This is a genomic window from Psychrobacter sp. APC 3426 (assembly GCF_030408035.1).
Lineage (GTDB): Bacteria > Pseudomonadota > Gammaproteobacteria > Pseudomonadales > Moraxellaceae > Psychrobacter.
In genome coordinates, this window is record NZ_JASDCF010000013.1 from 1 (window position 1) to 16,621 (window position 16,621).

Sequence of the window (16,621 nt, forward strand, 5' to 3'; positions counted from 1 at the left end):
TGGTAAGGCGGCTAATGAAAGCCCGCCGTATCGTTGAAACAGTCATTGGTCAGCTATCAGAACGATTTAATATACAAAAGGTACGAGCAAGAGATTTATGGCATTTGTCTCATCGATTGATTCGTAAGATTCTTTCACACAATCTGTGCTTTGTACTCAACAAAAAACTTGGTAACCCGCCTCTTCAGTTTGATTTGCTTATTTCAAGTTGAGAGTGGGGTGTATTTAGCGCTTCTGTATCAGACGTCATTGTTAATATATTAGTATTAGTCGACCTCTCCTTAGTAGCCAGCTTATTATTAATTATCATATTTAGTGGTTATGAGATATTTGTCTCAAAAATTGACACTGGTGATCACGTTGATCGACCTAGTTGGATGGGTAAAGTAGATTTTTCTGGTCTAAAACTAAAAGTCATTGGTGCCATCGTCGCTATTTCTGCAATTGATCTTTTAAAATCATTTATGGACATTCCTAATGAATTGAGTAATGGTGAAGCGGACAAGCTCATGTGGAAAGTCATCATTCATATGACTTTCGTAGTGTCTGGCTTATTGTTTGCTATTATGGATAAAGTGGTTGGTGATACTAAAAAACACTGATGCCAGAAAGCACTGATATCAGAAAACACTAAGGCTTATTTTTTCCACACACTCTCCATCGTTCTTACATATTTTTTCTTTATCTCTCCTCTATGATCTTCTTTGAACCTACTGACTGTTATATGCACAGTTTTGGAATAAAGATTCATATGAGGCACTCTTATGCAAAAAACACTATTCACCAAATTGACTATCATCGTGGGGCTCTGCATTATTTTTGTCGTCGGGCTCATGATGTTTCGCACTGTCATCGCTGAACGACAATATTATGCACAATCAGTGGTGAAGGAAATCGCCCAGCAGCACGTCAATCCGCAAGAAGTCATTACCCCTTTCATCATTATTCCAACCACCATAACGCCAGAATGCTCAATAGTAGGCGATACCGATGCCGCTAAATGCAAATCCGCTTATTCATCGACGCTAACGGTCTTTGCTAATAAAACTAGCGCCACTCAAGACCTTGAAGTCAGTACGGACACCTATCGACGAGGGATTTATCATGCCACTAGCTATAACGGCGCGTTAAAATTCGATCAAAGTTATACCATAAATCAAACCCTACAACGCTTAATAGCAGATAACCAGTCGGTGAGTAACGACTCAAAAATCCTTAGCACAGCTAACAATAGTACCAATGGCAATGGCAACACAAAAACAGAAAAGACCGATATACACTGGAATGACGCTAAGTTGATTATTCCAGTTTCTGATTTGCGCGGTGTGGCAACCTTACCAACAGTAACGATCGACAAGCAAGCCATCAAAGCAACCTATCCGCAGAGTGCCATGCTTAATGGCTTAAGCTATGTTGAAGTATCGTTGCCCAACGATGTTTTGAATCGATTAACCACAACGAGCGCAAGCCAGCAAGAAAAAACAAACCTTGTGGCTGAAAATCTGAATAGCGAACCACTAAATACGCAAAGTTCTAACATACAAACGCCTATTAGCCAAAACCCAAACCATCAAGACTTAGACGGTCAGCAATCAGATAATAGTCGTCATCAAGCGCTTGATATTGTGGTGGACTTGCCTCTCTCAGGTATTAGCACCTTAAATACCGTGCCAACGGGGCAAAACTTTGAGCTATCTATGCGCAGCAATTGGCATGCCCCAAATTTTATTGGCAGAGCCTTGCCCAATGCTAAAACATTCACCTCAAAAGGCTTTGAGGCCAAATGGCAAAATCAATATCTAACGGTCGCTAACAATCAAAATTTATCAAAGTGTGTCAGCACTGCCAACAACCAATGTATGGTAGCCAGTAGCGCCGTGCTCGATAGCGCTGACCAAGATGATGAGGCTATCACAGCAATAGAAGGCATTGTCACAGCAGAGGGTAATATCGTGTCCAATAGCGACCGAGATGTGCGCTTAAGTAGCTTTGGAGTGAGTTTCGCGGAGCCAAATGACGTGTATTTACAAACAGAGCGCACGATGAAGTACGCACTGCTATTAATTTTGGTGTCGTTCGGTACATTTTTCTTATTTGAGGTGATCAAATCCAGCCGTATTCACCCTATCCAATACTTATTGGTCGGTTGTGCACTGCTGTGCTTTTACGTCTTGTTGCTACCGCTGGCCGAGCAAATCGTCTTTTGGCAAGCCTATGCAGTTGCTGCAAGCGCCTGTGTCGGATTGATTGGTTGGTACACTTATTATGTATTAGATGGTATCAAGCGAGCGGGCATATTTACCGCTATATTGGGAAGTCTGTATGCCGCCTTTTATGGCATCTTGACCACAGAAGACCTAAACCTGTTATTGGGTGCTATCTTCTGCTTTGTATTGCTAGCCTGCGTGATGGTCATGACCCGTAAAATCGACTGGTATAAGATTGCTTAATATAGGGTCTGTTGAACATTCAGAAATCAGGACTGCTGATTGCTAAAATCGTCCCAAACCTTTTATCAAATCAGGCGTAAACCGACGATAATGTCGAGACCTTAGCTAGGTTTACAACAACGTTTGGGGTGATTTTAGTATCAGCCTTTCAGGGCAGGGCTATTTTTTGCCAATACATGGCGAAATTATCTAACCTAGAATGACTAGGCGTCAAAAACTTCACTGCGTATTGTCTAAAAAATAGCTACTGCCAGTTCCACATTTGAATTTTCAATAGATCCTAGTCGATACTAAATAAAATAGACACACAACATTATGATGCGTGACTGCTACAAATTTTTCTTGCTTGCTGTACCTACCCAGACAGAGGCTATAAAAAGTTTATATCAGTCACGCTGTATCTTTTTTATATTCACCTGATTAGAGTCGGTTCACTATAAGCTCATCTTTCATCGTCATTTTTCAATCGAATCTATTTATAGGGTATGTTTACATTTAATTTGTCAGTCAGGTTTTTTGGTATTGCACTATACTATCGTCATTACGATATAGGGCTAAAGCGATAAGCCGTAGTCATTGTCGTTATTATTATCGTTGTCATTACGACTGCCATTTATTCAAAAAGCCAATTTAACGACTGTAGGGATTATTTTGAAAGCCACGTTATATACGATTATTGCTTTAATAGCATTTGCCGCGAACTCACTTTTTTGCAGAATGGCGTTAGCTGACGATCATATAGATGCATGGAGCTTTACCATACTTCGATTACTGAGCGCTGCTGCCTGCTTAGGTATTATCATGACGATTCATGCCTATAGATTACGACAGCAAGTGCCGTCGCCAGATGCTATTACTTACGGAACCGTTTCTTATGATGCCATCATGAATGATAGGGGTAGTTGGCTAAGTAGCCTCAGCCTCGTCATTTATGCGCTGTGTTTTTCGATTGCTTATGTAGAATTAGATACAGGTACTGGCGCACTGATTCTATTTTCGGCAGTACAGCTGACCATGATTGGCTGGGGCATTTATAAAAAGGAGCAGCTGAGTGCGCTGCAGTGGATCGCTTTTATCGTAGCAGTGGCAGGGTTTGTCTACTTGATGTTGCCTTCAGCAGCAGTGCCTTCGTTATCAGCAGCGATACTGATGGCTATTAGCGGTGCTGCTTGGGGTGTTTATAGCATCCGTGGTAAAGCTTGTATATCACCACTTCGAGCCACCGGTTTTAACTTTATTAGAAGTATGGTGGCAATTCCGGTACTGTTGTTGGCTGCATTAGCTTACTTAGATGATATATCTATAACAGGGGTTTTACTGGCCTGTGCGTCAGGCGCGATTGCATCAGGAATGGGCTACAGTATTTGGTACATGGCAATGCCGTTGTTGAAAAATACCCAAGCAGCGGTCGTACAACTTTGTGTTCCTGTACTTGCTGCTATCATGGGTGTGATATTTTTATCTGAAACCTTAAGCGCACCATTCATCATAGCTAGTGCCGTCATTTTGGGTGCTGTCACGGTGTTTCTCATGAATAAAAAAATATAGCCGTGATTTATTTTCACTTAATGTTACGTGCAGTCATCGAAAAGGTAACAAGACAATTCGAAAACTGTCCTATCATACATTCTTGTTTTTAGAACAATAAAAAATATGGTTTATTTATCAATTAACCATTCATGCATCTTTCAAAACTGAGGAATATTATGAAAAAATTATTAGCCGTAGCCCCTTTCGCTGTACTACTAGCCGCTTGTGCGACTAACGCGCCAACTACTACAGGTCCAACTCCAACGACCGCTGCTAAGCCAGTGGTTCAGTCGTTCACTTGTGAAGACAACGGTATGATTACTGCTGCATATACTGCTAATGGTCAAGCTGTCAACGCTAACGTTACTCTACCTAAAGTGGGCTTAAAAGACGCAAAAATCACTATGGAACAGGCTGTATCAGGTTCTGGCGCTCGCTATGTAAACAATGTGAACCCTAAGACTACTTATGATTGGCATACTAAAGCTGATTATGGCATCATGACTATTACATCAGACAACGGTCAACAGTACCAAGTTAATTGCCAACTATAATAGATTGGTTTGAGTAAAACCTTTACTCTTAACCAAAGTCGACCCATAGTAAAAGAGCCAGTAGTCGAACTACTGGCTCTTTTTTTTCATTAATAAGCCATGCGTAATCTTAAGGTTATGACACTTTGAATAAATAAAAAATTGCTTGAGTACTCTGCGTACCCAAGCAATTAAAAGTGATGTTGTTTTTATATTTTTTATAGCTATCAAATAGCTCTTAGATATCACCTATAAATATTAATGGAAGCACTAACGATGCTTAAACAACGGTCACATGCAGGCGTGCGTCAACGTTACCACGCGTGGCGTTAGAGTAAGGACATACTTTATGAGCAGCTTCAATTAATTCTTGCGCTTGCGTTTCATCAATGCCAGATACTTCGACATAGATATCTAAATCTAAGTTATAGCTGCCATCAGGTTTCATACCAATGCCGACTTGAGCAGAGGTTTTCGATGAGTTGATTGGCAGTTTCATTTGTTGCGCGGTCAAGTTCAAAGCACTGTCAAAACAAGCCGCAAAACCCATCGCAAAAAGCTGTTCTGGATTCACGCCTTCTTTACCTTCTTCTTGAAAAGATACCAAATCAAAGCCTAATGAACCGTCATCAAGTTCGGTGTGTCCAGAACGACCACCCGTTGCGGTTGCGCGAGTTTTATAAAATATTTTCATTGTTTATTCCTTATTTATCTCTTATATGGGTTATGGGTCTTACTCGCTATTGCTAGCAATGAGGCTTGGTAACTCTCAATAGAGCTAGTATAAGAGCATGCCAAATAAACTGTTAGAATATTACTCCAAAACTCTTGCCTAATCCTATAAACATCCATGCTATCAAGCAATTCAAAATAAGCGAACATAATGAATCAATCAATCATTGAGCAACTACTTTCAATATTGCCTAAAAACAAAACTATCGAATCTGCTATTCCAGGTTTGTTTTTCTACTGTGCGGACAAACCCAGCAAAGCCGTCAGCTATATCCAAGAACCAAGTATTTGCATTGTCTTACAAGGCGAGCGCGAGATTTACTTAGGTACAGACTGCCAAAAGTTTGACAATAGCAATCTGATGTTCTGTCCAGTCGATATTCCTTTAAATATGCATGTCAGAAATGCTTCGATAGAAGACCCTGTCATCGTCCTGTCTATGAAGCTAAACTTAGCGATGATTAGTGAGGTGTTAGCAAAAATACCGCCTACACAACAGAATACTAATGGTCATTTAGGGATAAAGTGGCAATTAGATGATGCCATACTAATGGCGTTTGAACGGCTGATTGACTTGCTCAATTATCCAAATGATATAGAGTTTCTCTCTTTATTAATCCAGCAGGAGATTTACTACCGTTTGCTCACCGCACAGCAAGGCTACAAGCTGCGGCAACTGGTGGTCAACGGCAGTCACACGCATCGCATCACTCAAGCAACCGATTGGATTAAATCCCATTTAAGTGAACTGATTATCATAGAAGAATTGGCCAGTCGCTGCGGTATGAGTGTCTCGGGGTTTCATCATCACTTCAAAGAGATTACTCAGTTAAGTCCACTACAGTATCAAAAGAGTTTGCGACTCATGGAAGCACGACGACTGATACAGTCAAATGACCTGCAGGTATCGCAAATCGCCATGCAGGTAGGCTATGAAAGTCCCAGTCAGTTCAGCCGAGAGTATAAACGGCTATTTGGAGTTAGTCCTAGCAAGGAGCTAAGTGAATAGCCCGCTCACTATTTATCTCCATAGCACGATGCATTCACTGTATTATCAAAACTGACAGTGATGTCGATCAAGTAGCGTCTCTCAATTAACAGGTATAAATCAATATTTATAAGGAACTATCGTGCAGCCATTACGACAGTTTAAGGATTATTTACATGACAGACCTGAACCTACAGGCATAGACATTGTCTGCGGTCTGAAGCACTTTTCTATCATTACTTATGCCGTACCAGCAGTCAGATTTGAGGGGCTATTTCCAGATAGATTCAGGCTCGATACGGTGATAATTGATGGTGAGGAAAAAGGACTGATTTCTGTTGTACCTTTCATAGATGTCGACTTTACCTCAGCTGTTTATGCATTTCCATCTTTTACGATGGGACAGACCAATTATCGCATCTATATTATAGATACAGAGACTGATGAACGTTGTGTATGGTTTTTGGGCACGACTTTAGACTCTTGGACCCTAGCCGTGCCAAGATATTTATGGAGTCTGCCTTGGTATAGCGCAAAAATGACATTTGATTGTCAGTTTGACGCAGTCACTGGCAGGTACACTAAGTATACGGTTGATGCGAAATCAAAATGGGCGGCGGCGTCAGTCTCTTTGGCACAACATTCAGAAGAGGCTTTTTCGTTTCCTGGTTTTCCTAATGTTGAGTCAGCGCTGGTCTATCTGACCCATCCGCTAGCAGGATTTTATCATCGCCGTGATGGCAAGCTTGGTACTTATCGCGTTTGGCATAAAAAACTAGACGTACAGCCAGCCTCTCTCATTTCTGCGAAATTTTCCCTATTATCAAACTTAGGCATTGTCACCACTGCAGAGCAAAATCACCCTTACAGCGTACTGATTGAGCCTTTAAATAGGTTTACCATATATTTACCGCCAAAAGTCATCGACTAACTCTTAACCCACAGTCTAGTTGCTGAGTTATTTTTTCTTACCAACGAACTGCACGACAGCACTCAAACCATGATGCCCTGTCCCTTCAGATATCATGCGGTGCTGTTCAACGCCGACAGTTTCTGTGAGGGCTACCAGTTCTGTGCGTAATTGGCTCAGCGACATAAGCATCTGCTGCTGTGAGGCAGGCGGCCCACCGACACTGTCCATTGTCGTTTGCTCATAGGTATAAGCCTCTAGAATGAACGCGCCATTTGGCTTTAGAGCGGACGCAACCTGTGTATGTACACGCTGACGAGTAGCCTCTGGCGTATGCGCCCAAATAGAGACAATACCATCCCACTGCTCATTGCCAAACTCATAATCTGCCAAGTCTGCAACTTGCGTTTGGATATCGACCCCTTTTTCAGCAGCTAGCTTTAAGGCTTTATTCAAGCCAATATCAGACAAATCTATCGCTGTTACTTGATAGCCTTGCTCAGCTAAAAACACCGCATTCCTACCCTCGCCTTCTGCCAAACAAAGCACTCGTCCGCCTGCTGGAATCTGCCGAAACTGTTCCTTTAGGAATTCATTTGCTTCGGTACCATAGACAAATTCTGAATTACTGTAGCGTTCATTCCACATAATAGTTCCTTATGATTCTTTTAAAGTTTATTTCCCAAAGTTGCTCTTTCAAAACTGCTATCTGAACACTTTTCTTTCAGAACCTCCTCTCAGATATATTTTCCAAATTATCAATCAAAAGAGTTATTAAAATTTGAACTTAGGCTATGTTTACTTCCACTCAAATAAGAAAGTGATTGACTTTAACCATATATTCAATATATAACATATAGTATATATTCATTATTTTAAAACTATTAGCATGCTCGTTTTTCCATGTCTCATCGCAAGAACACTTGAGGAGAATCTACTATGATTCGTTTAAGCTACACTCTCAAATGCTGGGCATTAGGCATCACCTATTTCATCGCCTTTTATTTCACAGTACTGATCAGTGACCCAGGTTTTAACAAATACATCTATATGTTGGCACTGAGTACCTTGCTATTTCCCATTGCGAAGCGTGCAGTTGACGTAATGACGGACTTTTTTGCACCCAACACCATTCTGTTTAATGGACTATTATCATCATTGCTCATCAATATTGTGATTTGGATCCTAACTCCATTCATCGTAGCACTGTCAATCATTGCTTTTATACTGTACAGCATGGGTGTGCTAACAGAAAACATCAGTCATTAAGTTGCTCTAAGCAGCTGTCTTTTTTATTCATTTGCTTGTTAAATCATTATATCTTAGGGCAAAGGTAGCATAACAAGGTTACTTTTGCCCTTGTTGGTTAATAACACTGTCTGACCTGTTTTAGCGCCACCAATGATAACCAATTATTTTTATTTGTTTATATATAGTGCAATAAATATTCATTATTAATAATGATATAAAAGGCATATTCTGTAATGTTGTCCATAATGATTCACATATGTGGTATAAATACCGTTCATTTTTATAAAGACAAAGGTTATTCACATCTGAATCAGACACTTTATTGAAGGAGTTTTATTGAATGACTACTGCTACTCGCCAAGAATATGACCTACTCGGCCATCGTGATGTCCCCGCTGATGCTTACTACGGTATTCAAACGTTACGCGCTTTTGAAAACTTCACCGTCAGTGGTGTCCGTCTACACCAGTTCTCTACCTTTATTCGTGCTTTTGCCACTGTTAAAAAAGCCGCCGCCATTGCCAATAATAAAGTAGGCGTACTAAACGATACTATTAAAGACGCTATCGTAGCAGCATGTGATGACTTAATCGCTGACAAGTATCACGATCAGTTCATTGTCGATATGTTCCAAGGCGGCGCCGGCACTTCAACCAACATGAATGTCAACGAGGTCATTGCCAACCGTGCGTTGGAGATTTTGGGCTATGAGAAAGGTCAATATCAGCATGTGCATCCTAACAACCATGTCAACCTCTCACAATCAACCAATGATGCATACCCAACGGCTCTAAACGTGGCGTTAGACGACTATTGCACGCGTCTGTTAGATAAGATGGCCATGCTACATCAAAGCTTGGTTAATAAGAGTATTGAATTCGCTGATCATTTAAAAATGGGTCGTACGCACTTACAAGATGCTGTACCTATGACGGCGGGTCAGGAGTTCAATGCTTTTGCAACGATGATAAAAAAAGAGATGGCACGTATCGAATCTAGTCGTGCGCTATTTCACGAGATTAACATGGGTGGTACAGCGATTGGTACCGGTTTAAATGCACCAGCTGGCTATTCTGAAGAAGTTGCTGAAACCTTATCCGAGCTAACTGGCAGACCTTACTATATTGCTGAAGATTTGATTGAATCGACGCAAGATACCAGTGCCTATGTTGCTTTGTCTGGTAACGTACGTCTATTCGCTGCCCGCTTATCTAAAATCGCTCATGATTTACGCTTACAGTCTTCTGGTCCTCGCGCTGGATTGGCACAATATCGTCTACCAGAAATGCAGCCTGGTAGCTCAATCATGCCTGGTAAAGTAAACCCTGTGATTCCAGAAGTGGTCAACCAAGCCTGTTTTCATGTGATGGGCATTGATAGCGCTATCGTCATGGCATCAGAGAATGGTCAGCTACAGCTTAACGTCTTTGAGCCAGTTATTGCCTTTAACTTGTTTACTGGTATGAGCATGATGGCCAATATTTGCGAGATGTTTTCCACCCGCTGTATCGACGGTCTGATGATGAACAATGACATGTGTAGTGTTCAGGTCTTCAATAATATCGGTCTGGTCACGGCGTTGAACCCGCATCTTGGTTATGACTCGTCTACTTATGTGGCGAGAAAAGCGCAAGAAACAGGCGGTAGTGTTTATGACATCGTGCTAGAAGAAAAACTGATGGACAAAGAAACCTTAGACAATCTGTTGTCTCCTGCCAACATGGTATACCCAAAGGCTAAATTAGCACCTTAATGATTTTTTTATAAAGTAAAAGCTGGGTTAGCGATTGCTAACCCAGCTTTTTTTTGGTTTATGAAGTTGAATTTACGTTATATAAAAACAAGCCTACAATTTTTTAACTCACCTTATCCCACATTTTACTTAGGCGCTTAGGTGATACTGCCATACGAGTTTTCATCGGTTGCGCAAAGAGTTGAATGCGATATTCTTCCACCATCCAGCGGTATTCACTAATAGCCTTATCGCTAGCGCGATTGCCCAATCGCTCCATGTGTACATCCAACGCATAGACACCATCGAGATCAGCATCAAGATTGTGCTCAAGGCGTTCGATACGAATCTCCAGTGCCTCTAAATAGCGTGGATACTGCTGCCAATGACTATAATCCATCCGATAAACAAAGTCAGACAGATACAAATCCTCTAGCTGATCTTCGATATCATCGATGGACTCGCCAAACACTTCACGGTCGAGCATCAGCAGACTCTGACGAATACGTTGCCAGCGCGTATAAACATTTTTGAGGGTTTTTATAACGCTTTGACCCGTCAATAAGAAGTTGCTTAATACCACATCGAGCGTTTGGCTATACTCCTCAGGGGTAAACGGCAGCTCTTCGCTCAGTCCAACCGCGATATCATCAGCGCTCTCTGGTAGATCGGCACTATGATCGAATAAGACATAATGCTCTTCAAGTGCCGCATCTAGTGTGGCATCGATGATGATGGTTTTTAACTTTTCCATATCACCCAGCGGTGCAAAGGCCAATTTAAATATCTTATCGACTTGGCTGGTCAGCTGTTTTTTCTTGGCGCCAAGCTTACCTTTGATTAATGTCAAGACCCCGATACGGTGTGCCTGCAATGCAGCATTTACATCGGTGTATTGATGAATCGATACCGCCTCACCTGACGCGTCTGCTACTAGCGCAGCAAACTGCTTCATCACCACGCCTGCGCTATGATGGTTTTTGCTAAAAGCAAAGTGCTCAGGGAATTCGGTGTGCGCGCCTTGCTGCTCATTCACCGCTTGGCGGGTCTCTTGAGCGTGGCGAATTTGTAGCGTTTGCAGGTCACGGCCTTTTTCGATAATGCGTTTTTTGTCATCAACAACGCAGATTTGCGGCTGCAAATAACGATCAATGCTAGAAGGATCAAACTTATCAGGCGTCACTGACATAATGCCGCGACGATTTAGCGCTTGGCAGAGCTGTTTAAGCAACCCTTGTCCGCCCTCTGGCTGCAATTCATCGAACAAGCTATCGGCAGTGTCGGGAATCGGTACAATTTGGCGGCGGATATCTTTCGGCAATGACTTGAGCAATTGCAATACCAGCTCATAACGCCAACCGGGTACGCCCCACAATAGCTCAATCGCATCGAGCTGCGGTAGCGCCACCAGTGGTACGCGAATAGTCACACCATCATCATCGCTTGATGGATCAAAGACATAGCGTAGCGGTAATTTTAAATCGCCCAACTGCCACACTTCTGGGAAATCGCCTGTCATTGGCGCTTGGCTATTAAGCACGTCATCATCGGTAAAGAATAGATATTTGCTATCATTCTTTTCTACCTCTGCACGCCAATCTTCAAAAGCTTTACGGCTAGCAATATGTTCGGGGATTTTTTTCTCATAAAACTGATACAGCGCTTCTTCATCAACCAATAAATCACGGCGACGCAATTTGTCTTCAATGCGTTCAATATCAGCGATTTTATCCATATTATGCTGTAAAAATGGCGCTTGCCGACCAAAGTTACCTGTGACCAAACCATCACGGATAAAAATTTCCCGCGATTCAGCCAAGTTCACTTGCTCATAGTTGGTCAGCTGCTTACTAATAATAATCAGCCCAAACAAGCTAATCTGCGCATAGGCTTTAACTCGCCCCGTCTTCTTCGACCAATGCGGCTCAAAGTAGTGATATTTTAATAAGTCACCTGCCGCTGAGATAATCCATTCCGGCTCAATTTTGGCAACGGTGCGCATAAAGACTTGCGAGGTTTCAACCACTTCAAAAGCCATGACCCAAGGCGGTACTTGTTTGAACACCGTACTGGCTGGGAATATTTTGGCTTTTTGCTGGCGCGCAGCAAGATACTCACCACGATTTTCGGTCTTATGCGCAATCGTAGACAACAAGCCTGTTAATAATGCGCGATGTAAATTGGCATATTTAACCGCTTTAAGTTCTTCATCTTCAATCGCGGTAGGGTCGCTCGTAACACTCTCTAACGAAGCATTTTTAGCACTACCTTTATCAGCATCTTTCACATCCGTCAGCTTAAGCTCGGTCACCATTTGTACCAGCTGGCGATGGGTTTGGTTCCATTCACGGACACGCGGGAAGCTCAGATAGTTTTTCTTGGTAAAATTCTTACGCTGATTACCAGACAGCTTATTGCCGTCTTCATCTTTTTCAAACAGTGCTTTCCACAGACTTAAATAGAATAAAAAGTCGGAATCATCTTGACGAAACTCCGCATGCTTTTGATCGGCTTGCTGACGTTTATTGGCTGGACGTTCACGCGGATCTTGTACGGCAAGCGCTGCCACAACGATAAGCATTTCTCGAATACAATCAAAGTCAGAACCAGCAACCAGCATACGCGCCAGCCTTGGATCGATCGGCATACGTGCCATCTTTTGACCAGTAGGTGTCAGACGTAGATGATCGAGACCTTTTTTTGGTTTTGGCTTGTTGCTTTGCTTAGTAGAAGTTGCTTGATCTTTAGACGTAATCGCCCCTAACTCATCGAGCAATTTATGCCCATCAGTGACCAAGCGGCTATCAGGTGGTTCAATAAAGGCAAAATCATCCACACTACCTAAGCGCAGGTTGGCCATCTGTAAAATAACTGACGCCAAGTTAGTACGTAAAATTTCAGGTTCCGTAAATTCAGGACGACCAGTGAAGTCCTCTTCACTATACAGACGAATACAAACACCTGGCGCGACACGACCGCAACGCCCTTTACGCTGATTGGCAGCGGCTTGCGAGATGGCTTCAATCGGTAGACGCTGTACGCGTGAGCGATAAGAATAACGCGAAATGCGCGCAAAGCCTAAGTCAATGACATAACGAATGCCGGGTACAGTCAATGCAGTCTCAGCAACGTTGGTGGCAATAACGATACGCCGACCGCGACCTGAGGGTTGAAAAATACGCTGCTGCTCTTCATAAGTCTGCCGTGCAAATAGTGGCAGTACTTCGGTATGCTTGGGTCCATGACGTTCAAGCACGTCTTGGAGCTCACGAATCTCTGCTTCAGTGGCGGCAAATATTAAGATATCCGCTTGGTCAGCATGACCTTTATTTTGTGCATCGCTAAAGCATTCTTCAACTGCGGCAACCACCGCACGCGGTAGATTCTCTTCAAAGTCGTCGTAGCTGTCATCATCCGAGCTATTCACCGGCTCATCAGTGAGCGGACGATAACGAACTTCTACTGGAAAACTACGGCCTTCAACATTAAAAATTGGCGCAGGGACGTTACGCTTGAGCTTATTATCATAACGGCTAAAGTATTCGCTAAAGCGTTTGGTATCAAGCGTCGCTGAGGTAATAATGACTTTTAAATCGGGGCGTTTGGGCAGTAGTTTTTTTAGATAACCCATAATAAAATCAATGTTTAAGCTACGCTCATGCGCTTCATCAATAATAATGGTGTCGTATTTACTTAAAAATCGATCATGACCCAATTCAGCCAATAAGATACCATCGGTCATGAGCTTAACAACTGATTGCGCTGACCCTTGCTCATTAAAACGAATTTTAAAACTGACAGTATTGCCAAGCTGCTCGCCCAATTCTTCAGCGATACGGTTTGCCACACTTCTAGCCGCTAGTCGCCTTGGCTGGGTATGCCCTATCTGTCCAGTAATACCGCGCCCTGCCAGCATTGCCAATTTCGGCAATTGGGTAGTCTTACCAGAACCCGTCTCACCTGCGACGATAATAACCTGATTATCAATAATAGCCTGAATCAAGTCGTCAGCACGTTGGCTTACTGGCAAATCGAGATTAAGTTTCTCTGCCAAGTGCTCTGGGATGCTCTCCATACGTGCCTTCACCGCTTGCTGTGAGCGGGCTTTAATTTTGTCATACTGCGCACGTTTTTTAGCTAGTTCATCAACTGCTTTATTATCAGAATCGCTACTGGTTTTCTTATTCTTAGCAACAGCAGCACGCGCCAGCTCACGCTCTAAGCGACTTAAATAGTAGCTGTCTTTTGCCAGCACTGGCAAATCAGCAGCAATATCAGCTTGAAAAGACACTTTATCACTGTTTACTGCGATATTTGAATTTTCGTTATTTAGGCTTATAGAATTATTTGTTTCGCTAGCTGTGTTTTCAGTAGGTATTTCTGTGACATTCTTAGAAGTATTGGGCATATTCACTTAGGCTGTTTATTATTTGAAAGTAGTTAGATTATGGAGGTAGTCTGGGTGTGATTCAAGGTGGTTATAGTGTTTGCTTCGCAACTGCAAAGTCTTTTACTTATTCATAATCTTGACTGAGGAATCCTGCGAACTCATCAGTGGTATCGTTAAATTTGTGCAGCAGTGCCTATTTAAGAGTTATCCAACACTCCTTGAAACTATAAAAACAGCTAGAAAGTAAATTTAATCGCTACTAGTATAAATAGTCTGTTGGTTGGTAACTGCTCCAGTAAAGAAAGTCTGCATCTTTTGCAATGGCACTCTAGGAAAAGGTAGCTGTAGCGAGAGAATTAAACGCTCAAACGCGACCATCTCATCTGCTAATGCGCGAGCAATGTCCGGCCCAATTTGCGGATCATCATGGAGATTATCAATCAGCCAAGTTAATTTCGGAAAACTAGCATTATCATGAACCTGATAAAGGGTCGGCACTAGGTCATCGGGAATTTGGCAGCGCGTTTTGCGAATCATGCCGTTCTTAAAATACATATTTAGAGCCATATTAGATCAACCTTCTTAAGTTTTTAATACTGAGATAACCAACGTACTCTTTATCATCTTCAGCATTTGCAAGCTCATGGTTATCATGAGTAATAGGTTCAATTAAAATCTGTACGTTTGAAATAAGGTCGTTGACGTTATAAATATCATCGATATCTACTTCAAACTTATCATCGATATGCTAGGCGGCGTTGAAAGGTGAATCTTTATCTTTATAAGTGAACTGTTTGTAAAATTGACTTTGTTTGGCTTGTTTAATGGCATCCGTTTGAGTAGCAGCAACGATAAGTAGCTTGTGATGAAACTCCTCAAAACTGCCCTGTTGATAGCCACCTAAATTGATAAAAAACAATTTGAAACCGTTAGCACTTTCTACTTGATTGCTTGACTCAACCAATTTGATACTATAATTATCGACTTTGCTAATGGCTCGGTACGAGTCAATATGCCATTTATTTTTGACTTCCGGCCAATGATGATTGATATCGTCTATCAGCTCACTCACCTGCTTTGCCACGCCAAAAAAAATATCGTGCTGCTCAATCAAACGACCTTTAGGGCGACCACCAAGTTGCACCATAAACAGTGTTAGCATTTTAAGCAGTCCTTATTAGGTATATAAAACTTATGGTTAGTCTAATGAATATTATCAGCTTACACTAAAGAATCTTCGACCATTTTACAGTTACAATACTCGCCCTGTCCTTAATGCAAACGCCCAATCTTCACGACCATTTGCTAAAGCCAATTTAGCCGCTGCTTCATAATCGTAAGGCACTCTAATATGCTCAGTTTGCCACTGTTTACCTTTTTTATTTTCAACACATTTAATAAGGGCGTAGCTGGCATGGGGCGAATAAGTCTGCATTTTATGCACGATAGGTAAATCATCTTTATAAGCGGGATAGCCAACGCTACCCGTATTAATAACAATTTGTCCTGTCGATAGCATCACTGTACGTGGAATATGAGTATGGCCACATACGATAACTGGACTGTCGATACCCTTGAGCAACGCTAAAACATCTACGTTATTACGCAGCGTCGGCTGCCCTGTTTCAATATTTTCTAATAGATATACCATGTCGTCGGTTGGTGACCCATGGCACAGATATATATCGTCATTCAAATGACAATCAAAAGGCAAGTTCTGCATCCATCTTACCGCCATTTCAGGCAAATCTTTGATAATGAAAGCCAGCGTAGCATTACCCTTAATTTCTACTGTCGTGGCCTCATAAATCTGTCTATCTTGATTACCACGGATAGTAATAATATCGTCTTGATATTTCGTTAACAGCTCATACGTAGCATTAGGTGCAATCGGCCCATAGAGAATATCGCCGAGATTAACAATTTGACCAATATCTCGATGTTTGATATCAGTAAGCACAGCTTCAAGTGCAAAGAAATTACTGTGAATGTCTGAGATAGCCGCAATAGTATTGAATTGCTTATTATTAGAGTGCGCCATCCTGTTTTTCTTCCTCACAAATCACTATGTTATACACCGACTAAGAATAAAAGGGAACAAAAAA

General features: G+C 42.0%; 13 protein-coding genes and 2 pseudogenes. 9 read left to right on the forward strand and 6 right to left on the reverse strand.

Translation table 11 applies throughout. The annotated features are described in order from the left end of the window. The 5 genes and pseudogenes from QL919_RS08085 to QL919_RS08105 form a co-directional block, all read left to right on the forward strand. Positions 1 to 212 (forward strand): annotated as a pseudogene (locus QL919_RS08085) (IS982 family transposase); the annotation flags it as partial. A gap of 33 nt (positions 213 to 245) precedes the next feature. Continuing rightward, a pseudogene (locus QL919_RS08090) lies at positions 246 to 602 on the forward strand (YqhA family protein); the annotation flags it as partial. A gap of 162 nt (positions 603 to 764) precedes the next feature. After that, complete coding sequence (gene creD / locus QL919_RS08095) at positions 765 to 2,450, forward strand: cell envelope integrity protein CreD (RefSeq protein ID WP_290189050.1); 1,686 nt, start codon at positions 765 to 767, stop codon at positions 2,448 to 2,450. Between the two features lie 801 nt (positions 2,451 to 3,251). Next, complete coding sequence (locus tag QL919_RS08100) at positions 3,252 to 3,998, forward strand: DMT family transporter (protein ID WP_290189051.1); 747 nt, start codon at positions 3,252 to 3,254, stop codon at positions 3,996 to 3,998. 158 nt (positions 3,999 to 4,156) lie between these two features. Continuing rightward, positions 4,157 to 4,534, forward strand: a complete 378-nt coding sequence (locus QL919_RS08105; RefSeq protein WP_290189052.1) for an MliC family protein — start codon at positions 4,157 to 4,159, stop codon at positions 4,532 to 4,534. Positions 4,535 to 4,793: 259 nt separating this feature from the next. Here QL919_RS08105 and QL919_RS08110 read toward each other — a convergent pair whose 3' ends face one another. After that, positions 4,794 to 5,207, reverse strand: a complete 414-nt coding sequence (locus QL919_RS08110; protein ID WP_290189053.1) for an organic hydroperoxide resistance protein — start codon at positions 5,205 to 5,207, stop codon at positions 4,794 to 4,796. A 189-nt stretch (positions 5,208 to 5,396) separates the two neighbouring features. Between QL919_RS08110 and QL919_RS08115 the strand changes: the two genes are divergently transcribed. Together QL919_RS08115 and QL919_RS08120 are read left to right on the forward strand one after the other, a co-directional pair. Further along, positions 5,397 to 6,254 carry an AraC family transcriptional regulator gene (locus QL919_RS08115; protein ID WP_290189054.1) on the forward strand — a complete coding sequence of 286 codons (858 nt, stop codon included), beginning with the start codon at positions 5,397 to 5,399 and terminating at the stop codon, positions 6,252 to 6,254. Between the two features lie 121 nt (positions 6,255 to 6,375). Beyond that, a complete protein-coding gene (locus tag QL919_RS08120) occupies positions 6,376 to 7,164 on the forward strand; it encodes a DUF2071 domain-containing protein (protein WP_290189055.1) in 789 nt (262 codons plus the stop codon). A 27-nt stretch (positions 7,165 to 7,191) separates the two neighbouring features. Here QL919_RS08120 and QL919_RS08125 read toward each other — a convergent pair whose 3' ends face one another. Then, complete coding sequence (locus QL919_RS08125; protein WP_290189056.1) at positions 7,192 to 7,791, reverse strand: class I SAM-dependent methyltransferase; 600 nt, start codon at positions 7,789 to 7,791, stop codon at positions 7,192 to 7,194. A gap of 291 nt (positions 7,792 to 8,082) precedes the next feature. Here QL919_RS08125 and QL919_RS08130 point away from each other — a divergent pair, with 291 nt between their 5' ends. Beyond that, entirely contained in the window at positions 8,083 to 8,412 is a 330-nt protein-coding gene (locus QL919_RS08130; protein ID WP_290189057.1) for a hypothetical protein, read from the forward strand. Between the two features lie 322 nt (positions 8,413 to 8,734). After that, positions 8,735 to 10,147 (forward strand): aspartate ammonia-lyase, encoded by a 1,413-nt coding sequence (locus QL919_RS08135; RefSeq protein ID WP_290189058.1) that lies wholly within the window; start codon positions 8,735 to 8,737, stop codon positions 10,145 to 10,147. Between the two features lie 103 nt (positions 10,148 to 10,250). Here the strand turns inward: QL919_RS08135 and hrpA are convergent, their stop codons facing one another. From hrpA to QL919_RS08155, 4 genes are all read right to left on the reverse strand, one after another. Continuing rightward, positions 10,251 to 14,534 (reverse strand): ATP-dependent RNA helicase HrpA, encoded by a 4,284-nt coding sequence (gene hrpA, locus QL919_RS08140; RefSeq protein ID WP_290189059.1) that lies wholly within the window; start codon positions 14,532 to 14,534, stop codon positions 10,251 to 10,253. Between the two features lie 231 nt (positions 14,535 to 14,765). Further along, a complete protein-coding gene (locus QL919_RS08145) occupies positions 14,766 to 15,083 on the reverse strand; it encodes a hypothetical protein (protein ID WP_290189060.1) in 318 nt (105 codons plus the stop codon). 181 nt (positions 15,084 to 15,264) lie between these two features. Further along, positions 15,265 to 15,678 carry a DUF1543 domain-containing protein gene (locus QL919_RS08150; protein WP_290189061.1) on the reverse strand — a complete coding sequence of 138 codons (414 nt, stop codon included), beginning with the start codon at positions 15,676 to 15,678 and terminating at the stop codon, positions 15,265 to 15,267. Between the two features lie 90 nt (positions 15,679 to 15,768). After that, positions 15,769 to 16,557, reverse strand: a complete 789-nt coding sequence (locus QL919_RS08155; protein ID WP_290189062.1) for a metallophosphoesterase family protein — start codon at positions 16,555 to 16,557, stop codon at positions 15,769 to 15,771. Positions 16,558 to 16,621 lie beyond the last annotated feature (64 nt).